This is a genomic window from Streptomyces rhizosphaerihabitans, assembly GCF_025399795.1.
In the GTDB taxonomy this organism is placed as follows: Bacteria; Actinomycetota; Actinomycetes; order Streptomycetales; family Streptomycetaceae; genus Streptomyces; species Streptomyces rhizosphaerihabitans.
In genome coordinates, this window is the sequence record NZ_JAODTZ010000064.1 from 19,901 (window position 1) to 42,919 (window position 23,019).

The 23,019-nt window shown below is 71.0% G+C and carries 13 protein-coding genes and 3 pseudogenes; 5 read left to right on the plus strand and 11 right to left on the minus strand.

Annotated elements, in window-relative coordinates; translation table 11 throughout:
* Positions 1-433: 433 nt before the first annotated feature.
* Positions 434-1,647 (minus strand): annotated as a pseudogene (locus N4G66_RS39415) (RNA-guided endonuclease InsQ/TnpB family protein).
* A 50-nt stretch (positions 1,648-1,697) separates the two neighbouring features.
* On the opposite strand from N4G66_RS39415, the pseudogene tnpA reads away from it, so the two are divergent.
* From tnpA to N4G66_RS39435, 4 genes and pseudogenes are all read left to right on the plus strand, one after another.
* Positions 1,698-2,120, plus strand: a pseudogene (gene tnpA / locus N4G66_RS39420) (IS200/IS605 family transposase); the annotation flags it as partial.
* A gap of 103 nt (positions 2,121-2,223) precedes the next feature.
* A complete protein-coding gene (locus N4G66_RS39425; protein WP_261709116.1) occupies positions 2,224-2,733 on the plus strand; it encodes a helix-turn-helix domain-containing protein in 510 nt (169 codons plus the stop codon).
* Between the two features lie 215 nt (positions 2,734-2,948).
* A complete protein-coding gene (locus tag N4G66_RS39430; protein WP_261709117.1) occupies positions 2,949-3,884 on the plus strand; it encodes a GNAT family N-acetyltransferase in 936 nt (311 codons plus the stop codon).
* Between the two features lie 123 nt (positions 3,885-4,007).
* A pseudogene (locus N4G66_RS39435) lies at positions 4,008-4,466 on the plus strand (IS982 family transposase); the annotation flags it as partial.
* A gap of 214 nt (positions 4,467-4,680) precedes the next feature.
* Here the strand turns inward: N4G66_RS39435 and N4G66_RS39440 are convergent.
* The 4 genes from N4G66_RS39440 to N4G66_RS39460 all read right to left on the minus strand — a co-directional run bounded on the left by N4G66_RS39440 (position 4,681) and on the right by N4G66_RS39460 (position 8,770).
* The gene (locus tag N4G66_RS39440; RefSeq protein WP_261709118.1) at positions 4,681-5,679 is read right to left on the minus strand and encodes an RNA polymerase subunit sigma-70; all 999 of its coding nucleotides are present in this window, start codon (positions 5,677-5,679) and stop codon (positions 4,681-4,683) included.
* A gap of 391 nt (positions 5,680-6,070) precedes the next feature.
* Entirely contained in the window at positions 6,071-6,439 is a 369-nt protein-coding gene (locus N4G66_RS39450; RefSeq protein ID WP_261709119.1) for a VOC family protein, read from the minus strand.
* A 432-nt stretch (positions 6,440-6,871) separates the two neighbouring features.
* Positions 6,872-7,201: a hypothetical protein gene (locus N4G66_RS39455; RefSeq protein WP_261709120.1), complete on the minus strand. Its 330-nt coding sequence runs from the start codon at positions 7,199-7,201 to the stop codon at positions 6,872-6,874.
* A gap of 78 nt (positions 7,202-7,279) precedes the next feature.
* Entirely contained in the window at positions 7,280-8,770 is a 1,491-nt protein-coding gene (locus N4G66_RS39460; RefSeq protein WP_261709121.1) for an aldehyde dehydrogenase family protein, read from the minus strand.
* 147 nt (positions 8,771-8,917) lie between these two features.
* On the opposite strand from N4G66_RS39460, the gene N4G66_RS39465 reads away from it, so the two are divergent.
* A complete protein-coding gene (locus N4G66_RS39465) occupies positions 8,918-9,679 on the plus strand; it encodes an SDR family NAD(P)-dependent oxidoreductase (RefSeq protein WP_261709122.1) in 762 nt (253 codons plus the stop codon).
* A 74-nt stretch (positions 9,680-9,753) separates the two neighbouring features.
* On the opposite strand, the gene N4G66_RS39470 is transcribed toward N4G66_RS39465, so the two are convergent.
* From N4G66_RS39470 to N4G66_RS39495, 6 genes are all read right to left on the minus strand, one after another.
* Positions 9,754-11,193 carry a carotenoid oxygenase family protein gene (locus tag N4G66_RS39470; RefSeq protein WP_261709123.1) on the minus strand — a complete coding sequence of 480 codons (1,440 nt, stop codon included), beginning with the start codon at positions 11,191-11,193 and terminating at the stop codon, positions 9,754-9,756.
* Positions 11,190-12,437: a cytochrome P450 gene (locus N4G66_RS39475; protein ID WP_261709124.1), complete on the minus strand. Its 1,248-nt coding sequence runs from the start codon at positions 12,435-12,437 to the stop codon at positions 11,190-11,192. The genes N4G66_RS39470 and N4G66_RS39475 overlap by 4 nt, the downstream gene beginning before the upstream one ends.
* Entirely contained in the window at positions 12,434-14,920 is a 2,487-nt protein-coding gene (locus tag N4G66_RS39480; protein ID WP_261709125.1) for an SDR family NAD(P)-dependent oxidoreductase, read from the minus strand. Before N4G66_RS39480 ends, N4G66_RS39475 begins: the two co-directional genes overlap by 4 nt.
* Positions 14,917-16,449: a cytochrome P450 gene (locus N4G66_RS39485; protein ID WP_261709126.1), complete on the minus strand. Its 1,533-nt coding sequence runs from the start codon at positions 16,447-16,449 to the stop codon at positions 14,917-14,919. Before N4G66_RS39485 ends, N4G66_RS39480 begins: the two co-directional genes overlap by 4 nt.
* Positions 16,449-22,673: an SDR family oxidoreductase gene (locus N4G66_RS39490; protein ID WP_261709127.1), complete on the minus strand. Its 6,225-nt coding sequence runs from the start codon at positions 22,671-22,673 to the stop codon at positions 16,449-16,451. Before N4G66_RS39490 ends, N4G66_RS39485 begins: the two co-directional genes overlap by 1 nt.
* A gap of 74 nt (positions 22,674-22,747) precedes the next feature.
* Positions 22,748-23,019 (minus strand): acyl carrier protein (locus N4G66_RS39495; RefSeq protein ID WP_261709128.1); only part of this gene is annotated, 272 nt, incomplete at its 5' end.

The following is a 23,019-nucleotide window of genomic DNA, read 5'->3' on the forward strand; positions in this document are numbered from 1 at the left end:
CCGGGGGCGTCGGCGCAGCCCTGCAACCACTCCGCACACAGCAGACCGGGCGCATCGCGACCAGCCGGCTGTGGCCGGTCTGGTCTCCGACCGCGCCGCCGAGAGATGATCACCACCAGCCAACCCGCCAGGCCGGCACGGCGCGACCCCAATCGAGCGCCACGTCGTTACAGTTGGTCCCCCAGGCTGGCTGGTTTCGGAGGATGCGGCCCGCCACCGTCCTTGGTGTCCTGCTCGCAGGTTCGTCCGTCGTAGGACTGGTCATTGGGGATCAATAGCACCCCGGCAACCTGCTCAGGGTGCTCGACGGCAGGAGATCACTGTCGAAGCGCACGGTCCGCCCTCCGTCGTGCAGAGGTCCGCGTGTCTGGCGCGGTGTGGAGCGGGCCAGAGCTTGGTGACTCCTCCCCTGGCTGAAGCCAGGGGCTTCTCGTTACGCCGGGTTGGCGTTGCGACGGACCAGCCCGGCCCGTAGAACGTTGAGTGCTCCGACTGTGTCGGCGTGCGCGGTGTGGCCGCAGGCGATGCAGTGGAACTTTTCCTGGGTGGGCCGGTTCTCCTTGGCGGTGTGCCCGCAGTGGGGGCAGGTGCGGGAGGTGTTGCGGGGGTTCACGGCGATCACTTCCCGTCCGGCGCTTTCAGCCTTGGCGTGCAGGATCGTCAGGAACACCCCCAACCCGCATCAGCGATCGAACGGTTCAGCCCGGCCTTGGCCGCAGCCTCGTTGGGCAGGAACGCGCCCGATTGGTCGGGGTCGGGTTTCGGTGCGGGGGCCTTGCTCATGTTGCGGATCTTGAGGTCTTCGTGCGCGATGACATCGTGTGCGCGGACCAGGCCGAGCGCCGTCTTGTGCGCGTGGTCCAGCCGCTGGCGGCGGACCTTGCCGTGCAGGTGGGCGACCTTCTCCACCGCGCGCCGGTGGTTGCCGGTGCGGTCCCTGGCCTTGCGCCGGGGGAACCGGGACAGGGCCTGCTGCGCTGTTTGGAGCCTGGCGGCGGCACGGCGGCCGTGGCGCGGGTTGGGTACGAAGACACCGTTCGAGTCGGCGAGGAAGTTCGCGATGCCCAGGTCGATCCCGACCACGCTGCCGGTTCCGGGCAGCGGTTCGGGTTGGTCCTGTTCGACGGTGAGCACGACGAACCACTTGCGGCCCTCGCGCTTGACCGAGACCGTCTTGACGTGGCCGGCCACCGGGCGGTGCTGGTTGACCTTCACATGCCCGACGCCCTGGAGGCGGACCCGGGTGACCGGATCGTGCGGGGTGGAGTCTCAGCGGCAGCCGTCCCCGTCCTTCGGGAAGTCCACCGTGTCGAACCAGCTCACCCCGCGAAAACGCGGGTAACCGGGCGTCTGCCCAGCCTTGACGCGGCGGAAGAACGCGGCGAACGCCTTGTCCAGGCGGCGCAGAGTGGCCTGCTGCGAGGAGAACGACCAGCGGCCCTGACGCTCCGGGTCGAACGCCCGGATCTCCTTGAGCTGCGCGGACTGCACCCCGTACTGGACGGTGCTCTTCGACGGGTGCCGCCAGGCGTCACGACGCTCCTGCAGGGCCCCGTTGTAGAGGGAGCAGTGATCGCGCAGCATCTCGGAAAGCGCCTGGGCCTGGCGGACGGTGGGCCGCAGCAGGAACTTGTACGCACGGATCATCCAGCCCACCCCCTCCGGTCGATTCCACTCGATCCTACTATGCTTGGTCTATGTCACCGCGGTGGGAACCGGATCCCGATGTCCGACGAGGAAATCATGTCGTTTTCAACCTTCACGCACACTTGGTGTTTGTCACAAAACATCGGCGGGAGGTCTTCAACGGCGAGATGCTGACGCGCTGCGAGGAGATCATGCGCGATGTGTGCGAGAGCTTCGGCGCCGAGCTGCGGGAGTTCAACGGCGAAGGCGATCACATCCACTTGCTCGTGCACTACCCGCCGAAGATCGCCCTGTCCAAACTCGTCAACAGCCTCAAAGGCGTCAGCTCCCGCTACCTGCGCGCGGAATACACCGAACGGATCAACCAGACCGGCACAGACTCGGTGTTCTGGTCCCCGTCCTACTTCGCCGGCTCCTGCGGCGGCGCACCACTGAGCATCGTCAAGGACTACATCGAGAGCCAGAAACGGCCGGCCTGCCCCCCAGACGCAGCGAACTCCGGCGCTACGCGCCTGCGGGCCAAGGATCGCATTCCCGCCCGGCCCGAAGGCCAGGATTCCCCGCGAAAATCAAGGGATGGAACTGGCCCAGGAGGTGGGCGAGCGGCTGCGCCGTCTGCGCCAGGACGGCGGCCTGTCGCTGTCGGAACTGGCCCGCCGCTCCGGCGTCGGCAAGGGCACGCTCTCGGAACTGGAGACCGGCCGGCGCAATCCGACCCTGGAGACGCTGTACGCGCTGACCACGGCCCTCGAGGCGCCGCTGAGCACGGTCGTCGGCCCCGCCCCGGTGCAGGGCGCGGCGGTGCACGCGGTGCTGACGGACCGCGTGCAGGACGCGGCTGCGGTGTCGGAGGTGTATCGCATCCACATTCTGAGCGGCGCGGTGCAGCGCTCGGCCGCTCATGTGCCGGGCGCGGAGGAGCACTTGCTGGTCTTCAGCGGCACGGCGCGGGTTGGTCCCGCCTCCGCCCCGTTCGAGGTGGGCCCGGGCGGCCACGCCCGGTGGGCGGCAGATGTACCGCATCAGTACGAGGCGGTGGGGAGGGATGTGGAGGGGGTGTTGGTGGTGCGCTACCCGGTGGAATGAGATGCCTACGCCGCACCGCCCTGCGCCAGGCCACGACCACCGCCGATCGGCCGTGGGATCCACCGCTGCGGCAGGAGGCCGACAGTATCCAGTCCGTAGGCCCGGGTCTGATGGTCGGTCTGACAAGGGCAGGAACAGCCAGGCCTGCCGGTGTCACTGGGTGGGATTTCATGCAAAGCCAGCTACGTCATCGAGAGACAGGATGATCCCAGTACATGCCTATACGTATAGCGCGCCCAGACGAACTACCTGCCCTCGTCCAGCACTCCGACCAGCCCGAGCGCAACGCCGGGACGGCCGCCTACCTCACCGACCTACTTGCCAAGAAGTGCACCCGGCCGGAGTGGTGCCTGGTCGCGGAGGACGAGGCCGGTCGGCTCACCGCGGCCACCGCGCTATGGACCCTCCCCGGGAACGACGTCCCGATGGCCCTGGTGCTCCTTGAGGCACCGTGGGACGAACCCGGCCTGGCCATCGGCCAGGCGCTGCTGGCCGAGGCCGTCGCCCTGGCCGACTCGCTCGGCGCCACGGAGCTGGAGCACGTCAACGACTCGCCGACGCAGCCGCCGCAGTATCAGGCGGAGCCGGAACGGCGCGCCGAGCTTCTCCGTCTGGCGGGCTTCGAGCGGGCCCGTGACGGTCGCCGCTTCCGCCGCCGCTCCGGGGTAGAACTCACTTCGCATGATGACCGATTGACCTGGCATTCCCTGCCCAGTCTGGGCCGTGAGCCGTTCATCGCTCTCCTCGCCGAGGCGCTGCCGACCAGCGCCGACGCCCAACTCGCTGCCAAGGTCGCCCGGCATGGCGCCCGGCGTGCCGCGGAGAGCCTCTTCGCGGACATGGAGGAGTTCTTGTACGAGCCCTCGTGGTGGGAACTCGGCTACGCTCCGGACGGCACGCCGGCTGCACTCAGCCTCCCCGCCCGAAACCCCTCGACCGCGGTGATCGGCCTGGTGGCTGTGTCTCCCGCCTGCCGCGGCAACGGCTACGCGACGGCGGTGGTGGCCCGCGGCACGCGGCTGCTGGTCGAAGCGGGCGCCGAGGAGATCCGCGGCGACTGCGACGCGGCCAACACCGCCATGATCATGGCTTTCGAACGGGCAGGCTACGAGAACTTCGCCGACCGCCAGGAGTTCACCCGCCGGTTGTGAGCGGGGGCCGCTCCCGCGCCGTAACGAATGCTGAGCGGCCTCTCCCCACCCCGGTTGGTAGGGCTGGACGAGTAGGTCCGAAGTCCTGCGGGCGCAAAGGAGAAGGGTCTCGTTGATCGTTGTGTGACGAGCGACATGGAGACCCTTCTGACCGCCCTGTACGTGAAGATCGACGACGAGCCGGCGGGACCACGACGGCTGGGCAGACCCCCAGTGTTGACCGACTCCGAGCTCGTGTGCCTCGCACTCGCCCAGTCGCTGCTCGGCTTCACGTCCGAGACGTACTGGCTGCGCTACGCCGGCAAGCACCTCACCGGGATGTTCCCGTACCTCCCTCAGCAGTCCGGCTACAACAAGCGGCTGCGGTCCGCGTTCGGCCTGGTCAAGCGGGTCATCCGGATGCTGGCGAAGTCGAGCGACTTCTGGCTGGACGACTGCTGGATCGTGGACTCCACCCCGGTGCCCTGCGGGATGTCGCGGCCAACGGTGAAACGCTCGGACCTGGCCGGATGGGCGGGCTATGGGTACTGCGCCAGCCACTCGCGGTTCTACTGGGGGCTGAAGCTGTATCTGGTGTGCACCGGCCCGCACGGATGACGGCCGGGGTTCCCAGGGCGCGGACGCCGGTGCCGCGGAGCCAGAACCCCGCGTCGCGTCCGAGGACCGAATCGGGCTCGTCGTCGCGCAGCTCCAGCTGCGCCCGCCCACGGGTGACGACGCCGAACGCGTCGTACCACTTCGCCGGCGACCACCGCGACACGCGCGCCACCGCGCAGCGTGAGCGTCCACACCGGGACTACTCCGTGCCGTCCGCCGGCAGGCGCTCCGGCAGCCCGAGCCGCGGGAACCGGTCGTCGTGGAACGTGACGATCTCGGTGATCGCCCCGCCGGTGACGCGCAGTACGTCGATCGTCAGCGGCAGGTACACGCCCTCCCGCTTCCGCCACAGGTAGAAAGCGACGGCGGGCTGCCGGTTCACGGAGGCGCGGACGGCGCGCAGGCCCTTCATGCCCTCGAAGCCGCTCTCGATCCAGTCGTTCACCACCGCGTCGCGGCCGACGTACAGGCCCGGCGTGGGCGGCATCGAGCAGCGGACGTCGTCGCGCAGCAGTGCGGCGAGCCTGGCGACGTCCGTGGCCACGCTGGCGTCGGTATAGCGGCGCACCAGCTCGCGCGTCCCGGTGTCCTGTTCGCCGCCGGTCCAGTCCTGCCGTTCGGCGGGCAGGTGCTCCCGCATACCGGCGCGGGCCCGCTGCAACGCGCTGTTCACGGAGTTGACCGAGTCCCCGAGGAGCTCCGCGACATCCTTCGCCGGCCAGCCGAGCGCGTCCCGCAGGATCAGCACGGCCCGCGGGCGCGGCGCGAGGTGCTGGACTGCGACCATGTACGCCAGCTCGATCGTCTCCCGCGCGACGGCGACGGTCTCCGGCTCGTCCGCGTCGCCCGCGGACAGCTCGTCGAGCAGCCGGTCCGGGTAGGGCTGCAGCCACAGCACCTCGCCGCCGGTCGCAGGCTCCGGGCGGCACTTGGCGAGCAGGTCCAGGCAGGCGTTGGTGGCGATCCGGTACAACCAGGCCCGGAACGTCGACCGCCCCTCGAAGGTCTCCCGCCGCCGCCAGGCACGGAGGAACGTCTCCTGCACGGTGTCCTCGGCGTCCTCGAACGACCCGAGCATCCGGTAGCAGTGCACGTGCAGCTCCCGCCGGTGCCGCTCCGCCAGCCCCGAGAACGCCGACTCGTCGACCTCGCCCAGACCACTCACGCCCAGCTCCTCCAGCCGTGTGTCCGCACTCATCACGTCACCTTCCGCCTCGTCGTGTCCCTTCGTAGGTATGACGGATGCGGGCGCGACAACTCATCACTGGGGTCGGTCGGCATGGCTGCTCAGCGTTGGATTTACCAGGTCTTGAGGGTGGCGACGGCCCGTTCACCGCGGCAGCGGATCCGGGCGCGCGACAGCTGTAGTACGGCTTCTGATCGTGCACGCGGTCGATCGGGATCAGCCTGCCGTCGAGGATGACGTAGGCCAGCAGCCGGGTCCTGGTCACAGCCTGGTGCAGGTCGCTGGCGTCCGCAGCGAGCGACCTGCTTCGCGCGCTGCTTGTACTGACGAACATCGAGGCCGCTTCAGGCAATTGATCCTTACCGCAGGCAGCCCACGACCAGCACAAGCACCCGGAACAGCGTCACTGAGTCGGGATCGGCTGGGTGAGGTTCACCGGGTTGCCGTCGGGGTCCTGGATGTGGGCGACGCGCTGTCCCCACGGCATGTCGTTGGGACCGCCGCAGACCGAGCCGCCCAGCGCCGTCACCCGGCCGAGCATCTCGTCGACGTCGTCGACAGCGATGCTGAGCAGGATCCGCGGTGCTGCCCCGGGCCCCACATTCGTCTTGGCCACCAGCCCGAGGTCCGTGTCGCCGATGCGCAAGCCGAGGTAGAAGGCCGGGCCTTCCGCCGGTATCCGGAAGATCTCCTCGGCGCCGAACAGTTTCGTATAGAAGCCGAGCAGGCCGTCCTGGTCGGCAGTGATGATCACTGGCTGGATGGTGGACATGGCACTCCTGTCAAGAACGGTCGTGTCGCTGGGTAGACCGTTCGAGGACGGTGAACTCATCGGCAAAAAACCGCCCTGCCAGACGATCTGCACCCCAGACTGCCGCCCGCGACCAGTACGGCCAGCCCGAAACGGGGTCACACCACCCCTGCTGACCAGCCCGTTCAAGATGGCGCAGCCTCCCTGGACCTTCCCACCCCGTGCTTGCCCGTTCCCCAGACTTGCCCGCCTCGATTCCCCACCTCGTCGCAGCGTGGATGGGCCGACGTGTCACCCCCAGTCCTGCGGGCGATTGGGAATCGAGGAGAGGTCAGGCCCACGGGTCGCAATGATCTTCGGGGTCAGGTGCGTCGGAGTGCAGCATCTTGCGGAGGCAGCAATGCAGGCCGTTGCCTCCGATGCCCTCGACCGCACGCATCCAGGGAGCGGCGCCTACAGACGTGCTGTCTCCTCGGTGGCGAGATCGTCCAGAATGGCACGCAGTTCGCCTGGGACGGGGATGTCGGTAAGGCACATCCACGCGATTGCGGCGCTGACGCGCGCCTCGGGCGGCTGCATGGGATCGGTCCAGCACGCGCGGGCCCACATCACCGCTTCCACGTCCTGGTGCGCTCGGGCCAGCTGCGCAATTGCCAGTACCAGGCCCGCGCGCACGGTCGGGGCGTGCTCGGTGACCAGCCGGCGGTGGAACGCGGTGACTTCGAGGACCCCTTCACGCCAAGTCCGTGATGTTTTTGGGGAAGTTGTCGCGGACTTGGACATGGGTGCGGTCCCCGGAGTACGTGCAGGCCGTGGCGCGCGCCCGTTCGTCCGACGCTGCCCGGAGCGGGGCGGGCCGCGTCAGGACAGGTCGGCTATGACCGTTTTGGTCTCGAGGTAGTTCTCCAGGACCGCGTGCCCCATCTCCCGGCCCCATCCGGACTGCTTGTAGCCGCCGAAGGGGAGGGCGGAGTCGAGGGCGTTCCAGGTGTTGACGAACACGGTTCCCGCCCGCATGGCGTCAGCCGTCCGGAAGGCCTTGCCCACGTCGCGGGTGAAGACACCGGCGGCCAGACCGTAGGGGTTGGCGCGCTCGATGTCCACGACGTCCTCGAGCCGGTCGAAGGGCAGGACCACCAGCACCGGACCGAAGATCTCCTCGTCGACGATCCTCATGCCGGGTGCGGTGCGCGTGAAGATCGTGGGCGGGACGAAGTACCCCGTGTCCGGCAGGATCTGGCCTCCTGTGTGCGGGACGGCCCCGTCGTGCACACCGGACTCGACATAGCCCCGGACCCGGTCGAGCTGCTCCTTGGACACCAGTGGGCCGAGCTGGGTCGCGGGGTCGGCGCCCACGCCCACGACGAGCCGGTTCATCTCGGCGACCAGTCCCTCGACCACTTGGTCCAGTACCGGCCGCTGCACGTACAGACGGGAGCCGGCCATGCAGGACTCGCCCTGGTTGAAGAAGACGGCGCCGGCCGAAGCGGCCACGGCGCGTTCCAGGTCGGCGTCGGCGTAGACGATGTTCGGGGACTTGCCGCCCAGTTCCAGGGTCAGCTTCTTGAGGTTGCCCGCCGAGGCACGGACGATCTCCTTGCCGACCTCCGTGGAGCCGGTGAAGGCGACCTTGTCGACGTCCGGGTGGGCCGCCAGGGCCGCCCCGGTCCCTCCGTCGCCGGTCACGATGTTCACCACGCCGTCCGGGAAGCCCGCCTCCTGGATCAGTTCACCGAGCCGCAGCGCGCTCAGCGGGGTCTGCTCGGCGGGCTTGAGGACGACGGTGCAGCCGGCCGCCAGTGCCGGGGCCAGTTTCCAGGCCGCCATCATCAGGGGGAAGTTCCAGGGGATGATCTGGCCGACCACGCCGATGGGCTCCCGTGTGGTGTAGGAGAGGAAGCTGCCGGGCGGCGCGGCCGAGAACGGGATCGTGTTGCCCTCGATCTTGGTGGTCCACCCGGACATGTAGTGGAACAGGTCGGCCGCCATCGGGATGTCCGCCATCGCCGCGTACGACACCGGCTTGCCGTTGTCCCGCGACTCGGTCAGGGCGAGTTCCCCGGCGTGCTCCAGGACGAGGTCGCCGAGCCGGTGGATGAGCCGGCCCCGCTGGGACGGGGACATCCGACGCCACGCCGAGCCCGGCTCGAAGGCGGCGCGGGCGGCGCGGACGGCGAGGTCCACGTCCGCGGCGCCGCCCAGCGGCACCGTGGCCAGCGCCTGCTCCGTCGCGGGGTCCACGGTCTCCAGGACGGCGCCGTCGATGGCGTCCACCCACACACCGTCCACCAGCATCTTCCGGGGCGCCGTGGAAATTCCGGGCGCAGGTATTTCCGTCGTCGTCACTGCCATTTCCTCACTCCATTCTCGGACTTCAAGAAAACGGTCGTCTTTTCTTCCGGTCGGCGGATATTGCTTGACACACGTCGCCGTCCGGATATTACATACCCCTGCCCGTCATGCATCCGCATTCCGGGCTTCCGGACGCGAGGAGACCTGATGAGCACCGCATCCGAAAAACCCGTCGCCCTGGTCACCGGAGCAGGCCGGGGAATCGGCCGGGCGACCGCCTCGCTGCTCGCCGAGCGCGGCTATTCGGTCATCGCCCTGGACCAGGACGAATCCGCGGACAGCACGGCCCGTTCGGTCGGCGGGGTCGGTTGCCGTTGCGACGTCCGCGACGCCGAGGGGCTCCGGTCCCTGGCGGCGGGACTGGACCGGCTCGACCTGCTGGTCAACAACGCCGGAGTGTGGACGTTCAGCTCCCTGGAGGAAATCGACATGGAGCATTTCCGCCGCGTGCTCGATGTCAATGTCCTCGGTAATCTTCTCTGCACCCAGATTTTCGCTCCGATCATCGCGAACAGCGGTGGCGGGGCCATTGTGAACGTCACCTCGTTCCTCGCCGAGACCGCCCGCGCGAATTCCGGCATCTATCCCGCGGCGAAGGCCGCTGTCATCGCCCTCACCAAACAGGCCGCCGCCGAATACGCCGACGCCGGAATCCGCGTCAACGCGGTCGGCCCCGGCCTCATCCGCACCGAGGGGGTCTCCGGTCTGTTCGGCCCGGACCCCGCCGAACACGCCCGGCGCGGGGCGTATCTCCCTCTCGGCCGGCTCGGCGAGGCCGAAGACATCGCGGGCGTCATCGCCTTCCTGGGCTCCGCCGAGGCCCGCTACATCACGGGGCAGACGCTGTATGCGGACGGTGGCATCGGCGTCGGCACCATGCGGTTCCTCCACCAGGCCTGGACACCCTGACTCCGGTCCGTCCGGCCGGGCAGCGGCGGCGCTGCCCGGCCGGGCCGGTCCGTGCCGGCCGCGACCGGTCCGGATCAGCGGAGCAGATCCGGGAAGAACTGTCCGTGGAAGTCGTTCGGAATGTGGTGCGGCACCTCGGCCCGGCCCAGTTCCTCGAACGACGGCCCGTCGAGGACCAGCAGGAACGACCGTTCGCTCCGCGCGTCCAGCACGCCCGAGAGCACCACGCCGTCGTCCTCCCGGGTGGCCCCCGGGCGCGGCACGAACACTGCCTCGCCGGGGAAGCAGCCCTTCTCGTACCAGGCCTGGTGCGTGCCTGCCACCACGTCGACCTTCAGCAGCCTGTTCATCGCGCGCGGACTGCGCGGGGAATGCCCGAGGCCGTAGGCGTAGCGGTACGCCCTGCCGTTGTGCTGCCGGTAGTTGATGCGCGGCATCTCCACGCCGGCGTCGGCGAGCGGCTCCCACCCGACCGAGCCGCCGGGGCGCGCCAACGGCAGCGTGTAGCGCCGCAGTTGGTATCCGTACGCCGTGAGGTCGAACTGGTCCTCCGTCGGTTCGAGACCGAGCACGGTCTCGTAGGGATGGTGCGTGGCCGCGATGTCGACCAGAAGGTCCCTGCCCGACTCGACGGCGTTGACGTGGTGGAAGGCGAAGAACGCCTCGCTCTCGAAGACGGCGGCCAGCCGGCCCTCCCGCTTGTCCACCACGAGGAACCGGGCAGGCCGCTCGGGCCGCCAGCTGAAGGTGTCCAGGAAGGGGCTGCGGACCTGCCGGAAACGTTCGGTGTCGATGACGACCGGGAACTCCACGAGGACGACGTAGTTCTCGGTCGCGGCGAAGCTGTGCATGTAGCACGGCTCGTCGACCTCGATCGTGGCCAGCGGGCGCTGGACGAGCTCGTCGTCCGGGACGTAGAAGAGCTGGTACGCCGGTCGGTCCGCCATCGACGTGGTGTAGTTGATCAGCACGCGCCGGTCGAAGTCGAAGTGCGGGTGCGGCGTGGAGGTCTCGCCCTGGATCCGGCCCTCGAACGGGACCTCGCCCAGCGTCTCCAGCGTCCGCGGGTCGAACTCGTTGGCCAGGGGCTGCTCCGCGAAGGCGAAGTAACGCCCGGCCATCCGGGCCACGTTGACGTTGGTGTTGTCGGTGACGTTCGGTGAGTAGGCCGCGAAGTGCCGTCCGAAGAGCCGCTCGCAGGGGTCGTGGCCGAACTGCTTCCCGTAGAGCTGGTCCTTGGTGGTGGCCAGGTCGTACGCCGTCGTACGCAGGAACTTGTTCGCGTACTTCACCCGGCCGTCCGCGAAGGAGAACGCGTGGAGCATCGCCAGACCGTTGAACCAGTGCGTGAGCCGGTAGTCGCCGACCTCGAACTTCGCCGGTCCGTTGCGCAGCAGGGTGCCGCTCAGCCAGTCGGGGACGGCGCCCCTGACCGGCAGCCGGTCCAGCGACACCTCCCGGTCGAGGGTGGTGAAGCCGGCGAAGTCCGGCAGCGGCGGCCTGGTGGTGCTCATCGTGTCTCCTTCGCGTCGAAGGTCATCGGCATGACGTGAGGACCGCGGAACGTGGCGGTGGCCGCCCGGTGTACCCGGGAGGGGTCGGCCTTCGGTCCGGTCACCCGCTCCAGGAAGCTCTGTACGGCGATCTCGTTGACGAGCTGTCCGAGCCGCCCGCCCAGGCAGTAGTGGGCCCCGTGGCCCAGCGCGAGGTTCGGGGCGCGCGGACGGTCCGGGTCGATCCGGTCGGGGTCGGCGAAGGCCGCGGGGTCGCGGTGTGCCGCGCCGATCCAGACGAACACCTCCTGGCCCTCCTCGATGAGCCGGCCGCCGAGCTCCACGGGCTCGGTCGCGCGCCGCTTGGTGAGCTGCACCGAGCTGTCGTACCGCAGGAACTCGGGCGTGGCCGCGGGCACCCGGGAGGGGTCGGCGGCGACCTTGGCGTACACCTCGGGCTGGGCCAGGAGGGCCAGCACGGTGTTCCCGATCTGGTGGGCGGTCGTCGTCTGACCGGCTGTCAGCAGGAAGATCAGGTTGCCCAGCAGCTCCTCCTCGCTGCTGAACCCGCCGTCCTCCCAGGCGTCGGCCACGGTCTGCATCAGGTCGTCGGTGCGCCGGTCGCGGCGCCTGGCCAACTGCGCGCGGAAGTAGTCCATGTACTTCCCGATCCCGGCCAGGTGGTATTCCGGGTGTTCCTTGCTGAGCGGCCCTTCGTCCACGAGCAGTCCCCAGCTGAGGATGAACTTCCAGACCGTGTCCCGGTCCTCCCGCGGGACGCCGAGAACCCGGCAGACCGTCTCGGACGGCAGTGCCATGGCGTAGTCCGCCATGAAGTCCATCTCCCCGCGGGGCAGCACCGCGTCCAGCAGGCGGTGCGCGGACCGCTCGATGTCCCCGCGCATCGCCTCCACCGAGCGCGCCAGGAAGGGCTGCGACAACGCCTTGCGGATGCGCTGGTGGTCCGGTGCGTCGCTGACGAACACCTGGGTGTGCAGGGCGCGCAGCGGGGACGCGGTGCGCTCGGTGCCGGTCGCCGGGTCCCACTGGGGGCGGCGGGCGGAGAATCGCGGGTCGCGCAGCGCGGTGAGCGCGGTTTCGTAGCCGGTCACCATCCAGGCGCCGGCGTCTCCCATCCACGGGTCCCAGAGCACCGGGTCCGTCTCACGGGCCCGCCGGTACAGCGGATACGGGTCGTCGATGAACTCGGGCCGGTACACGTGCGACAGCGACACTTCGGGAGCGGTCGGCTGCGGCTGCGTCATCGCTGATCTCCTCGGTAGGCGACGCCGGAAAGACAAAGTGCGCGGTCGTCGGCGCCGGACACCGTCCAGTGGCCGGCGGCCGGGCTTCCCCGGGCGACGAGCGCCTCGCCCGGAGCCGGTACGGGGATCCCGCCCTTCACCTCGATGCGGCGGACCGCGAGCACGGTGCCCGGGGCGTGCTCCGCCGTGCGGCGGAAGACGTTCTCCAGGGCGGTCAGCGGGAGCGTGCTGACCGGCCAGCCGGGCAGCACCCACAGATCGCCGGCCGGCGTCTCACGGATCTCGGCCGTACACGTGTCCCCCGGTCCGGTGTGCCAGCGGGCCCGCCGCAGGACCAGACCCGACCAGCGCAGCGGGAGCCCCGCCGTGTCAGGGCGCGGGGGCCGAGGGGAAACAGCGGCGGCCCCGTAGGTGTCGGCCTCGCCGATGCCGTACGACTCCCCCGCCCAGTCCTCGTCGGCGCCGCCCTGTACGGCGTACGGCGCGACCGGCGCGTCCGCGTGGCGGTACGCCAGCCGCAGCCTGGCTGCCTCACGGCCGGTGCCGGCGTGGTGGAACCGGACGTCGGCGATCCAGCGGCCTTCGGTGTAGCCCGCGGTGACCGACCGCCGAAGGGCGATGCCGCCGTGCCGGAGGCGGAGTTCGGGGAGGGCGACGTACACGTCCTCCAGAAACTGCAGGGCCAGCGGGGCGTAGTCCCGCGGCTGCACCCAGGCGGCGCCCCGTACCGCGTTCTCCAGCAGCAGGGAGACCGGCAGCGAGGGCTCCCCGCCGACCAGCACGTCGTTCAGGACGGGTGCGTGCGCGCTGTCGAGGGCGAACAGCGCGCTCTGCTCGGCATGCGGCACATTGGTGCGCAGATCGCCCAGGTGGAACACGGCGGACAGTACGTCCCGGTGGCCCGGCAGATCCGCGCTCACCCGGTAGCCGCGACTCTGGTGCGGGCCGAGCGCGCGGCCCAGCGGGCCGATGTAGGTGACCTCGCCGCGGGTGGCGGCCGTCAGCTCCCGCGTCCACAGGTCGAGCCCCTCCCCCACGTCGAGTGCCGCCATGTAGCGCAGCGTGGCCTCGAAGTTGGCGACCATGCCGAGCCGGTCCCAGGTGGGCCAGCACAGCGTCATCACGGGGAACGCGGCCCGCGGCCCGGCCCAGAGGCCGAGGCGGGTGAGTCCGTCGTTCGCGGCGGCGTAGTCGAGCTGGCCGACCATGCCGCCCAGCCGTCCGGTGAGGGAGCCGACGTTGCAGAAGAACTTCAGGGGCAGCTCACGCACCGCGCAGAAGAGGTTCACGAAGCCGTCGACCTTGGTGGCGACCGTGCTCAGGAACTCGTCGTCGGTCTTCTTGGGCAGCCGCGCGGGTGTGTCGACACCCGCGTTGTGCACCACGGCGGTGATCGCTCTCCCGTACCGGGCGACCAGGGCCGCGGTCTGATCGCGGTCGGTGACGTCGCACACCTCGTAGGAGATGCGCAGGCCGGCCCGCCGGGCCTGTTCCAGGTGCCGGACGAGTTCCCGGTCGCGCCGGGCGGCATGGACGGCGGCGCGGACGGCCGCCAGCCCGCGGCCCTGCCGCGGCTGCGCCCACAGGCTCCGCTCATGGGCTCTGAACCGCTCGTCGTCGAGCGCGCGGGACGGGTCGTCCGGGCCGGGCAGCGGGCCGCGTCCGGTGACGACCACCCGGCAGCCGTGGCGGGCCGCCAGCGTCCGCGCGAGCCGCCAGCCGATGCCGCGTCCACCGCCGGAGAGCAGTACCAGGTCCCCGGCGTCCAGGGACAGCGCCGGTGGGCCGGCGTCCTCCGGGACCGCCTCCAGGGTGCGGCGGCGGCCCGCACGGTAACCGACCTCGAACAGGCCCCACCGGTACAGCTCGTGGGTGATCCGCCGCGGCAGCTCCGCGAGGTCGGCGAGGTCGGTGTCCACCACGCGGGTGTTGCAGTTGGCGATCTCCCGGTGCAGGGTCTTGGCCAGTCCGGCCCAGATGCCGCCGAGCGGCTGCGTGGCCGTTCCGGCGTCGTCCGGAGCGTCGTACCCCATGCCGCCCCCGAGGTAGGTGACGGCCACGTAGAACAGCCGCTGCGCGTCCGGTTCCCGCTGCCAGTGCGGGTAGCAGGCCCGCAGCGCGGTCACCGAGCGCAGCAGCGCCCGCCGATAGCCGTGGTGTTCTCCCGGTACGAAGGAGTCGGTGTGCCCCAGGTCCACCAGCCCGTCGGGCGCCTCGCCCGCGACCGGCCACCGCCCCGAGTCGTCCGCGCGGGCCTCGGCACCCGCGGCCCGCAGAGCGCGGGCGACGGCGCGGGCCAGCGGGGGTGTGCCGCCGAGGACGAGCACCTTGGCCCCGCGCAGGGCCGGTGCCGGATGCTGTGGTGGATCGGCCGCGGTGACGGTCCGCCACCGGACACGGTGCACCGGGGCCACGGCCGACGCCGGGGCCAAGGACGGTGCCGGGGCGGTCGCCACGGACGCCGACCGGGTGACGGCGCTCATGCCGAGGGCACCGTACGGTCTGCCGGCCTGATGTGCATGAGGACACCGGGCTGCGGGCGCAGGGAGACCAGCGCAGCGGGCTTGACCGGGTGTCCCGCGACCAGCTGGAGGCGGTAGCGCTGCACCACCATGGCGACGGCGAGGCGCAGTTCCATCAGGGCCAGGTCCATGCCGATGCACTTGCGGGCGCCGCCGCCGAAGGGGAAGTAGTCGTAACGGTCACGCTGCCGGGGCGCGCTGCGCGCAGTGCTCCCGCTCCCGCCCGCATCCCCATCCCCATCCCCTGCTGCAGCCGCAGCAATGGCTGTGGCTGTGTCCGCGTCCGTGTCCGCGTCTCCGCTGCTCGTGGGGCGGGCTGCGTGGGCGGGGCAGAATCGTTCCGGGGCGAATGCCTCCGGGTTGTCCCACACGGCGGGGTTGTGGTGGGCCGCATACACCGGGACGAGCACCGTACTGCCCGCCGGAATGTGGTAGCCGCCCACCCGGTCGTCGGCGACCGCGTCCCGCGGGAACAGCCAGATGGGTGGGTACAGGCGCAGCGACTCGTCGACGACCGCCCGCAGATACGGCAGGTCGTCGACGTCCTCGGCGGTGGGCACCCGGCCGCCGAGGACCTCGGTCAGTTCGGTGTCGAGCCTGCGCCTGACGTCCTCGTGCTGGGCGATCGCGTACAGCGTCCAGGTGAGGGCGCAGCCGGTGGTCTCATGGCCGGCGAGGAACAGCGTCTTGAGTTCGGCCCGTATCTGCCGCTGGGTAAACGGTTCGCCGGTGACCTCGTGGGTCGCCTTCAGCAGCGCGGCGACCACGCTGTCGGGGCTGCCCTCGCCGCGCCGGTGAAGGTCGATGATCTCGTCCATGACGTCGTTGAGGACCTGCTGGTGCCGCCTGAGGCGGCGCTGGTAGGCGGTGGGCACCCAGCGGGGCAGCAGCTGCTCGACCTCGCCGGTGAGGATCATGGCCTTCAGGGAGAAGCGGACCGCGGGCAGCAGCCGGTCCGCGTACCGGCGCAGGTCCACGCCGAACAGCATGCGGCCCAGCACACCCATCGCCAGCCACATCATGTCGTCGGTGATGTCGACCGGGTCGCCCGTGCGCGCGCTGGGCTCCCAGCGCGTCAGCAGCTCCTCCACCGTGTCGGTGACGGCGTCGGAACGCGCACGCAGCCCGGCCCGGTGGAAGAAGGGCCGGCTGACCGCGCGACGGGTCCGCCACTCCGCTCCGTCGGTGGTGAGCATCCCGCGGCCGAAGAACAGGTTGAAGCCCCGGTAGAACCTGCCGCGCACATAGTTCCGCGCGTTGTCCTGCAGGACGTGCCTGACGGCCTCGGGCGCGGTGACCTGATGCACGAGGTAGGGGCCCATCTTCATCCGGACCACGCCGCCGTGGTCCCGCTGAAGCTCCGTCAGGAGGCGCAGGGTGTCCTTCTTGAAGCTGCTGAGTGCCCCGAACAGCACGCTGCCTACGGGCCCGGGTGCTCGCTCGGCCCGCTGCTCCTCGACCGCGTCCCCGGTCGTCGTCCGCTGCGTCATCAGCCTGCCCTCCTCTGGGTCTCGGTGTCCGTGGGCCCGGGAAGCGGTTGCTCGTCCGGGAGGTACAGGCGCCCGGAGACCGCGTCCAGACGGCCGACGAGGGTGGCGGAGACACCCTGCATCTGGGCGACGACCCGGCCCTCGGGGGTGACGGCGACGAACCGGTTGTCGGGCCCGTCCCGCGTCATGTCGAAGCCGGTGGGCGTGACGTAGAGGTGGAGCCGGCCGTACCTCCTGGTCAGTTCGATGTCGTTGGCCTCCTCGTACAGATCCACCCGGCGGATGGACAGAGGTGCGGCGACGGGCACGAGCCGGCCGTGCTCCAGGTGCAGGACACCGGTGCGGGCCATGCCGTCGAGCAGGATCACGGGGGTGGTGAACCGGGAGAACGCGGGATCGTCGGCGGCGATGCCGGCCCGGTAGACGGAGCGTTTGCCCAGGGGGTGCAGCCGTGTCTGCGCGGTGGAGACGAACGGGCCCGTCAGGGACACCGGTGACGCCGGGGCGTGGTACGGGTCGACGACCGGGAGGTCGTCGCCGTCGTCCCAGTGCTGCCAGGAGGGGGCCGCGGGCAGCTCGCGGCGCAGCAGCACGCGCGCGGTGAAGTGCACCCTGTCCCGCACCAGCAGGACGCCGCCGGGGGCCCGTACGTCTCCGGTGACGGACACCTCGACCACGGTGAGGTCGTCGTCCCGTTCCGACACCCGGGCGGTGATCTTCTTGGGTACGGGGGCGGAGCGGGCGGCGCCGTGGACGCGGAGGAAGTGTGCGAAGCGGAGGTCTTCGAGGGCGACGGGCCTGAGATCCGGCGCCAGGTGGCGCGCCGCCTCGGCGGCGATCTCCACGACGAAGGTGCCCGGCAGGGTCGGCACTCCGCGGACGGTGTGGTGGGCGAGGTAGCCGTCGGTGCTCAGGTCGAAGGCGCAGGCGAAGACCGCCGAGTCGGTGTCCGACGACACCGTCTCGCGAAGGTAGAACGCGCCCTTCCCGGATCCCTCCGGCTGCGACCCGCCCGACGCGGTCACGTGAGGTGCGGTCGCGACGGGTGCGGTCCGAGTCAGGTAGCCGGGATAGAAGCCCTCGATCGTCTCCCGTTCCGCCACGCCGATGTGCACCACCGACGCCGTTCGGCGCTCGGCGTGGAGCTCCTGGAGGAAGTGGTGCACGCCTTCGCGAACCGGCATGTGACTGTAGGAGCCGGCGCGTTCGAAGTACGCCTTGGTCAGCTCGTGGGCTCCCATCCCCACGCCGTCCCAGAGCGTCCAGCCGACGGTGAACTCGTCGGCCCCGTGCGCGGCGGCGTCGACCGCGGCCGCCGCCAGGTAGTCGTTGCCCGCCGCGTAGTCGGGCTCGCCGAGTTGGCCGAAGTGGCCGAGCAGGGAACCGAAGTTGCACCAGGTCGCCGGAGTCCGGCCGGCGAACGCGCGCTTGAGGTTGCGGTAGGCGAGGGCCTTCAGGTCACGGACGGCCTTGAACTCGGCGAAGTCCTTGTCCTTGATCAGGGCGGATCGGTTGCGGCCGGCCGCGTTCACGAGCAGATCCACGGCCGGCTGCTCCGCCAGGACCCGGTCGACGGCCCGGCCGACCGCCTTCTCGTCCCGGACGTCGCACGTCAGATAGGTCACCCGGTCGGCACCGCAGAACCCCTCCAGGCGCCGGATGGTGCGCCGCGCCGCGCGGGCGTCCAGCAGCCGGTCGAAGGCGCGGTTGACCTCCGCGACCGTCCGGCCGCCCACCAGGTTCTCGCGGATGTAGGACCGGCGGGTGGCTGCGAACGTCTCGTCGTCCCCTTCGAAGACGGTCTCGGGATACCCGTCCAACGGGTTGCTCCCCAACAGGTAGATCCGTGGGCGGAAGTGCTCGGCCAGTGCCATGACCACCTCCGCGGTGATACCGCGGGCGCCGCCGACGGCGACCACCACGGAGTCGGGGCCGAGGCGGCCCGCGATGCTTCCCCGCCCGGCGCCGGAGAGGGCGCGCTCCGGTGTCAGCCCGGGGATGAGGCGCCGGCCGTCCGCGTGGAGGACGACGGGGAAGGTGCGTACGGCACGGGACTCACGCTCCGCGAGCAGCGCTCCCCTGCGCGGTCCTCGTTCGTCGGTGGCCAGGAGGAAGGTCAGGGTGTCGGGCGACTCAAGAGCCGCGCACTTGACCAGCCCGGAGAACAGACCTGTACAGGGGTGCGGGATCCGGTCCGTGACGGCGCCCAGAAGCAGGGTCAGGAACGACGACCCTTCGGCGGCCAGGTCCGGGTGGGCGGTCTGCAGGACGAGGAACGCCGCGTCGTGCAGGGCGGTCAGGGAGGGGGCCAGTCCGTCACGGGAGGCGGACGGGCCGGTCCGGGGCCCGGGCAGTGGCGCCGAGCGGGCCAGGTCGGCGACGACCCGCAGATGCCGTACGGGCCCGTGGTCGGCCAGCGCCGCACGGACCGCCTCCGGAGTGACCTCCGGCAGATGATGCCAGCCGGGCCGGGTCACGCTGACAGGCGCGGTGCACAGCACGGTGGCGTCGGCCGGCAGGTGGCGCAGGGAGGCCCACAGGTCGGGCAGATCGGTGAGCACCACGACGCCGGGCGGCAGGAACGCGACCTGCTCGTGCGGCTCGGGCCCGGCCGCCGCTTCGGACAGCACCGGCACATGACGCGTGGTCATCGGGCTCTCGCCGGTGGCCAGCCGGTCGGCGTCGGCGAACCGGGCGGGCAGGGGAAGCAGCGGAGCCCGCGAGTGACGGGGGGCCGGTTGCGGACCGGGGGCGGTCCGTTGTGGGGGGTACGGGGGGCGGGTGGCCGTCGGACGGGGCGGCGCCTGCGCCGTGCCGCCGGGTATGCCCAAGGTGAGGTGGACGGTGCTCCGCGCGGTCTGACCCCGGCAGGTGATGTCCACCGCGCCGGACGGGCCGAGCAGTCCCTGGAGGACGGCCAGGGCGCCGGCGGCGCCCAGGTAGCGGGCGGTGGAGGGCGCGGCCGCACGGGCCGGCAGGAGGTCGATGCGACGGCCGCCGGACGGTGTGCCCCCGGACGATGTGGCGCCGACCGTCAGATCCGCCAGGTGGCCGAGGACCGGCAGCCCCGCCGCGACGGCCGTGGCCTCGGTGGTGAGGGCGAACATGAAGGCCCCCTCCGCGAGTCGCCCGTCCGCGATGGCGCCCTCCGGAAGCCCGGCCAGCAGGGTCGCGTACTCAGGGAGGCTGTTGCCGTTGATCCCGCCCGCCAGAGCGAGGTCCAGCTGCCCGGACCGCAGATAGCGCGCGGCCGTCTCGATGGCGGTCAGACTCGAGGCGTACCCGGAGTCGAGGGTGATGTTGGGGCCTTTGAGGTCGAAGTAGTTGGCGACCCGGGCGGAGATGACGTTGGGCATCATGCCGGGGAACGAGTCCTCGTTGGAAGCCGGTGTCTCGTCGTGCACCAGCTCGCGCAGTCCCGCCAGCAACTGCGGCAGTCCGGGCGAGGACGCCGTGACCGGATCCTCGGTGAGGGCCTGCTCGACGTCGTCGAGGTAGCAGCGGTCGGCGGACAGCATGGCCGCCCTGGTGGGGCCCATGTGGCCGACGAACACGCCGGTCGCCCCGGTGCCGGCGTCCCAGAACCGGGCGAGCCGGCCGCGCAGATCGTGGGCGCACTCCAGAATCATCAACTGGCAGCGGTCGATGGTGCGCACCGTCGCCGGAGGCAGCCTGACCCTGTGCAGCGGCGGCGTCGGGTAGGCGGGGCCGAAGCTGTCGGCCGGCCCGGCGCCCCGCCCGCCGATCCACTCCACGACGCCCTCGCGGTCGAGGCCCGGGACATGCGCGGCCCATCCGACGACCACCACCCGGTCCTGGCCGCGTACGGCCGCAGGTCGCGCGGGGCGACCGTCGGGCGGACGCTGTCCGGAGGGACGCTGCTTCCCCTCCCGGTGCTCCCTCACCAGCACATGCGCGTTCGTGCCGCCGAAACCGAAGCCGGACACCGCGACCGTGCGGGGTCGGCCCGCCGACGGGGCCCAGGGCACGTTCTCGGCCGGGATCTCCAGCAGGCTGTCGTCCATCCCGAACGACTCGGGCGCCCGGGTGAACCGGAACTGCTTCGGAATCGTCTCGTGCTCCATCGCCAGCAGCGCCTCGATGACCGACACCACGCCGGCCGCCCAGCCGGTGTGCCCGATGAGCGACTTGTTGGACGTGACGTACGCCGGGTTCGTCCGGCCGAAGTGCGCGCGGAGCGTGGTGAACTCGGCGAGGTCTCCGGCCGGGGTGCCCGTGGCGTGGGCGATGATCCAGTCGATGTCGGCGGGCGAGCCGCCCTCGGAGAAGGCGGCGCGGACCGCCAGGTCCTGACCGGCCGCGTTCGGTGCGTAGACCGCCTTGCCCCGGCCGTCGGAGGAGGCTCCGACGGATCCGAGCACGCCGAGGATCCGGTCCCCGTCGCGCCGCGCGTCGCTGAGCCGCTTCATGACGACGACGCCCGCGCCGTCGGCGAAGATCACTCCGTCCGCGTCGGCGTCGAGGGAATGGACCGCGCCGCGCCGCGACAGGCCCTGCAGTTTGGAGAACAGCACGGTCCCGCGCGGTGCCAGGGCGAACGCGCCGCCGCAGACGGCGACGTCGTGCTTGCCGCTCAGCAGGCCCTTGGCTCCGATGTCGATGGCGTAGAGCGACGACGAGCAGGCGGTGTCGATCATCTGCACCTCGGTCTCGGCCGGCAGGACGCCCGCCATCGCCAGCTGTCCCACCCGGTGCGGGAGGAACCGCTCCGGAGCCCGGGCGCCGCGCCGGTACCGCCGGGTCAGGGTGTCCTGGACCGCGTCGAGGAGGCGTTCGCGCTGCGGTGCGGTGAGGTCGAGCGAGCCGGCCGTCCGCCGGGCCCGCGCGTCCATGCCCGCGAGGACTCCGGCCTCCTCCAGGTGCTGGCTGCCGTCGGGGGTGTAGCCCACCAGGAAGGAATGACGGGCGGAGGGGGCGCGCCGTACCCCCTCCAGCGCCTGCACCAGACTGTGCCGAAGCCAGGTGGTCGTCAGTTCGTGGTCCGCGCCGTCGGCCGCGTCCATCGTCTCCACGGCTCCGGCGACCGGCTGGAAGTCGGTGATGAAGACACAGGTGTCCTGGTACGCCTTGTCGAGCGCCGAGAGGTCCGCCGAATGGAAGGTCGAGCGCTTCCAGCGGTCCTCGGGAACGGGGACGAACAGTTCGGCCCCCGTGGTGCGCAACGCCCAGAACTCCTCCGGACTGTTGGCACCGGCGACGGCCAGCCCCATGCCGACGATGGCCACCTCGTCCACGGCACCGTGGTCGTCCGCGACCTCGTCCACGGCACCGTGGTCGTCCGCGACCTCGCCGCGAGCGCCGCGGTCCACGCCCCCTGCAGGCGTGCCGTGGGCGTCCGGAGCGGGTTCCGTGACGGTGTTCCGGTCAAGGTCGCCGTCGTCCGGCACGTGTTCGTCGCGAGCGGGAGCGGATCGCTCCCCGCGAGACGGCGACAGCAGTGCCGCTCCCAGGGAGAGTCCGCCGTCGGCCAGGATCGTCTGGCCGGTGATCCAGCGGGAGTCGTCGGAGGCCAGGAAGGCGACGAGGGCGGCGAACTCCTCCGCCGTACCGAGCCGGCCCAGTGGCGTGGCGTCCCGGATGACCTCCTGCATGGCCTCGGCGTCCGGGAACGCGTCCGCGACCTCGCTGACCAGCATGGCCGCGGACGCGGTGTTCACCCTGATGCCGAGGGGGGCGAACTCCACGGCCAGATAGCGGGTGAGTGCCTCCACCGCGGCCTTCGCCGGGGCGCAGGCCAGATAGTTCGCCATCACCATCTGCGAGCTGCCGAGGGCTGACATCTGGACGATCGAGCCACCGCCCCGGCATGCCATCAGCGGGGCCGCGGCCCGGGCGCAGCGCAGGCTGCCCTTGTAGTTGGTGTCGAGGGCTTTGTCGAGGTCGGCCTCGGTGATCCGGTCGAACGGGAGCAGCGCGCCGTTCGCGGCGCTGTTCACCAGGATGTCGAGGTGGCCGAAGCGTTCCTCGATCTCCGCGAACATCCGGTCGACCTGGTCCTGCCGGGCCACGGACGCCCTGATCAGATCCACTTGGGCGCCGAGCGCCACCAGCTCGGCGCGTGTGCGCAGGGCCTCCTCGTGCGAGTGGAAGTAGTTCACCAGGACGTGGGCGCCGCGCTCGGCGAGCGCCCTGGCCACGCTCCGGCCGATGTTCCTGGCGCCGCCGGTGACCAGGGCTAGCCTGCCGCTGAGTTGCTGCTGCATCGCGAGATTGCTCCTTGTCGCGCGGTCCGGGACCGGAACGGGCGATCGCCGCTGTTCCGGTCGGGGTGAGCCGCTCAGGCGGCGGCGATGGACACGTCGCCGCTCACCAGGTGGGCGTGCAGCAGGTCGACCACCTTGCCGACGGTGTCGTGGTCGGAGAGCCGGACGTCGCTCGGCGGCAGGCCGTAGCGGCCGGTCACCCGGGTGAGCAGTTCCACCTGCTTGACGGAGTCGATGCCGAGTTCGGCCTCCAGCAGGACCTCCTCGGTGAAGACCTCCTCGGGGTACTCCAGCGCCTGCGCGTACAGGGCCCGGACCGCGGTGAAGAGTTCCTCCCGGTCCGGCG